The 790-nt window shown below is 38.6% G+C and carries 2 pseudogenes; one reads left to right on the forward strand and one right to left on the reverse strand.

The features are described 5' to 3' along the window. Positions 1 to 141: 141 nt before the first annotated feature. Positions 142 to 333 (reverse strand): annotated as a pseudogene (locus DW965_RS22375) (penicillin-binding transpeptidase domain-containing protein); the annotation flags it as partial. Between the two features lie 108 nt (positions 334 to 441). On the opposite strand from DW965_RS22375, the pseudogene DW965_RS18825 reads away from it, so the two are divergent. Beyond that, positions 442 to 790, forward strand: a pseudogene (locus tag DW965_RS18825) (type IV secretory system conjugative DNA transfer family protein); the annotation flags it as partial.

Here is a 790-nt window from a genome sequence, read left to right on the forward strand (position 1 = left end):
CGCATAAAATAAGCTAAACTTATATATGTTAAGTGCAAATCGTTCATATTTATTCTTATATACATAATATCACACCATAATATCATTAGCAATTATAATTTCATTTATATAGAAACTTTTAAAAAACTTTTTTCTACTTTAGTTGTTTCGATATAAATTTTTCAAAAGTTCAACTTGTTCTACTGGTGAAATCTTTAAGGATGACTGCATCCAGTAGGAAGAGAAATCTCCTGATATATTTTCATTGCCATATCCTATTTGCTGAAGGTATGAATTTATAGTGGAAGCTCCGAGCTGCTTGTCGATTGATTCAAAATACCAGTTTGTCGAACTCAAAAATATTATTAAATGAAAAGGTAGAGTGTATAGAGAAATCTATATGCTCTATTTTTTTTGCCCATTTTAAAAAAGTGATTAAAAAACTATTGACATTTTGTTACTGGCAAAACCTTAAAATCCATTCTCATTTCCTGCGGCGCCCGGCTTGCTCCCTTCGACATCAAGGAGCTGCGGGACCTGATGGAATATGATGAACTGGAACTGGATACCCTGGGCGACCAAAAGACGGCGCTGTTTGTGATCCTTTCGGATACGGACAGCACTTTCAATTTCGTGGCCGCCCTCATGTATAGTCAGCTTTTCAATCTGCTCTGCGACAAGGCGGATGACTTCTACGGCGGACGGCTGCCTGTCCATGTCCGTCTGATCCTGGACGAGTTTGCCAACATCGGCCAGATACCGAACTTCGATAAGCTGATTGCCACCATCCGAAGCCGTGAAATATCGGCTT

The sequence above is a fragment of the Blautia sp. AM47-4 genome (assembly GCF_003479865.1).
GTDB classification, from domain to species: domain Bacteria; phylum Bacillota; class Clostridia; order Lachnospirales; family Lachnospiraceae; genus Fusicatenibacter; species Fusicatenibacter saccharivorans.